Annotated in this window: 1 protein-coding gene; it reads right to left on the bottom strand. The window is 76.1% G+C overall.

The genetic code is table 11. The annotated features are described in order from the left end of the window. On the bottom strand, positions 1-3,184 hold a 3,184-nt coding region (locus I3F54_RS31765; protein WP_240122389.1), incomplete at both ends, for an Rne/Rng family ribonuclease.

Below are 3,184 nucleotides of genomic sequence, written 5' to 3' on the forward strand. Positions count from 1 at the left end.
GCCTGCGCCGCCGGGGTCTCGGCGGCCGGAGCCGCGGCCTGCGGCTCCCCGGCCTCGGGCGCGGCCTCCGGCACCGTCACCACGGCCGTCTCGGACCCGGCGGGCGAACCGGCCGGCGCGGACACCTTGCGGGTGGCCCGGCGGCGGGTACGGCCCTTGGGCGCGGCCTCCTCGGCGGCCGGGGCCCGCCGGGCGACGACCGCGTCCTCGACCGCGGCGGGCTCGGCCAGTGCTTCGGCTGCCGTCTCCGGCTGCACCGGGCGCTCGGCCTCCTCGCGCACGGTCACCTCCTGCGCGGTCGGCGCCTCGGCCCGGGGCGCACCGGCGGGCGCGGACACCCGGCGGCTCGCGCGGCGGCGGGAGCGGCCGCGGCCGGCCGCGGCCTCCGCCTCGGCGACGCTGCTGTACAGCTCCTCGTCCGGAGCGAAGTCGGGCGAGGGCAGCGCGACCGGCTCCGCCGCCGCCACGGGGACCTCCGCCTCGGCCTCGGCCTCCTGCTCCGCGGTCTCGGCCGGCTCGGCGGCGGCCGCGGCCTCCTGCGGCTGCTCGGCGGCACCGGCCCGCGCACGCTTCTTGCGCTTGCCGCCGCCGCCCTGCCCGGTCGGCTGCTCCAGGTGGACGATGACACCGCGGCCGTTGCAGTGGACGCAGGTCTCCGAGAACGACTCCAGCAGTCCCTGGCCGACGCGCTTGCGCGTCATCTGCACCAGACCCAGCGAGGTCACCTCGGCCACCTGGTGCTTCGTGCGGTCGCGGCCCAGGCACTCCAGCAGGCGCCGCAGCACGAGGTCGCGGTTGGACTCCAGCACCATGTCGATGAAGTCGATGACGATGATGCCGCCGAGGTCGCGCAGCCTGAGCTGGCGGACGATCTCCTCGGCCGCCTCCAGGTTGTTCCGGGTGACGGTCTCCTCGAGGTTGCCGCCCTGACCGGTGAACTTGCCGGTGTTGACGTCGATGACGACCATCGCCTCGGTCCGGTCGATCACCAGCGATCCGCCGCTGGGCAGCCAGACCTTGCGGTCCAGCGCCTTGGCGAGCTGCTCGTCGATCCGGTACGTGGCGAAGACGTCGACGTCGCTCGTCCACTTCTGCAACCGCTCGGCCAGGTCGGGCGCGACGTGCGAGACGTAGCCGTGCACGGTCTGCCAGGCCTCGTCACCGCTGACGATGACCTTGGAGAAGTCCTCGTTGAAGATGTCGCGGACGACCCGGACGGTCATGTCCGGCTCGCCGTACAGCAGCGACGGAGCGTTCGAGCCGCCGCCGTTCTTCGACTTCTTCCGGATCTCCTCCCACTGCGACTGGAGCCGCTCGACGTCCCGGCGCAGTTCGTCCTCGCTCGCGCCCTCGGCGGCGGTGCGCACGATGACGCCCGCGTCCTCGGGGACGATCTTCTTGAGGATGGTCTTCAGCCGGGCCCGCTCGGTGTCGGGCAGCTTGCGGCTGATGCCGGTCATGGAGCCCTCGGGCACGTACACGAGGTAGCGGCCCGGCAGGGAGACCTGGCTGGTCAGACGGGCGCCCTTGTGCCCGATCGGGTCCTTGGTGACCTGCACGAGGACGGACTGCCCGGACTTCAGCGCACTCTCGATGCGCCGCGGCCCGTTCGCCAGCCCGAGCGCCTCGAAGTTGACCTCACCGGCGTACAGGACGGCGTTGCGGCCCTTGCCGATGTCGATGAAGGCGGCCTCCATCGACGGCAGCACGTTCTGCACCTTGCCGAGGTAGACGTTGCCGACGTACGAGGTCGACTGCTCCTTGTTGACGTAGTGCTCGACGAGCACGCCGTCCTCCAGGACGCCGATCTGCGTCCGGTCGCCGTGCTGCCGGACGGCCATGACGCGCTCCACGGCCTCACGGCGGGCCAGGAACTCGGCCTCGGTGATGATCGGCACCCGGCGGCGGCCCTGCTCGCGGCCCTCACGGCGACGCTGCTTCTTCGCCTCCAGACGCGTGGAGCCCTTGATGGACTGCACCTCGTCCGACGGCTCGGCGGCCTTGCGCGGCTCGCGGACCTTGACGACGGTGCGCTCGGGGTCGTCGGCGGCGGGCTCGGCGTCGGTACCGGAGTCCCCGGCACGGCGGCGGCGACGGCGGCGGCGACGGCTGCTGGAGGAACCGCCGGACTGCTCGTCGCGGGCGTCGGCGCCGTCCTCGCCGTCCTCGGCGTCCTCCTCGACCTGCTCGGCGGTGTCCTCGGCGTCCTGCTCGGCCTGCTCGGCGGCGAGGTCCTCGGCCTCACCGGCCTCGGCGGCCTCACCGCGGCGACGGCGACGGCCACCGCGGCGGCGACGGCGGCGCGACCCGCTCTCCTCCTCGCTCTCCTCACCCTCGGCCGTGGTCTCCTCGGCCTCGGCAGCGGCCTCCTCGGCCTGCGGGGCGGTCTGCTCCTGCTGCGCGGCCTGTTCCCGGGGCGCCGCCTCGGCGCTCTCCCCGGTCGTCTGCCGGGTGGTCTCCGCCTCCTCACCGGCGGCGGCACCCCGGCGGCGACGGCGGCGACGGCCGCCGGACTGCTCCTCCGGAGCCTCCTCGACCTCGGCGGCCTCCGCCTCGGCGGCGGCCTGTGCGGCGGCCCGCTCCGGCGTCTGGAACTGCGGCTCGGCGAAGACCGGCGCCTGGAACACGGCGACCGAGGGACGCGCGGGGCGGCGCGGCGACTCGGCCTCGGACCCCTCCTGCGGCGCGGGCGCGGAGAACCCGGTCGCCGCCGTGCGCGCGGCACGACGGCGGCCACGGCCCTTGGGCGCGGCCTCCTCGGCGGCGGGGGCCTGTGGGGCGGACTCGGCGGCGGGCTGCGGGGCGGCGGGCGCCTCGGCGACCGCGGCCTCAGCCGCGGGCTCGTCGGCACCGGCCGCGGTGGCCTCCGCGGTCCCGGCACCGGAGGTGGCGGGCGTCTGCGCGGTCCCGGGCGCGGACGCGGCGGCTCGGCGCACGACACGCCGGCGACGGCGCGGCGCCGTCTCCTCCGCGGCGGTCTCCTCCGCGGCGGTCTCGGCCGCAGCGGCGGGAGCCGGCTCGGTGTCGGTCCGCTCCTCGGTGTCGGTCCGCTCCTCGGCGGCAGCGGCGGGCGCCTCCGCCTGCGTGGCCTCCTCCGCAGCGGCGGGAGCGCCGGCCGGAGCGGACACGCGGCGCGTGGCACGACGGCGGGTCCGGCGCGCGGGAGCAGCCTCCTCGGCGGCGG

It is taken from the genome of Streptomyces sp. MUM 2J (assembly GCF_022414535.1).
Classification (GTDB): Bacteria; Actinomycetota; Actinomycetes; order Streptomycetales; family Streptomycetaceae; genus Streptomyces.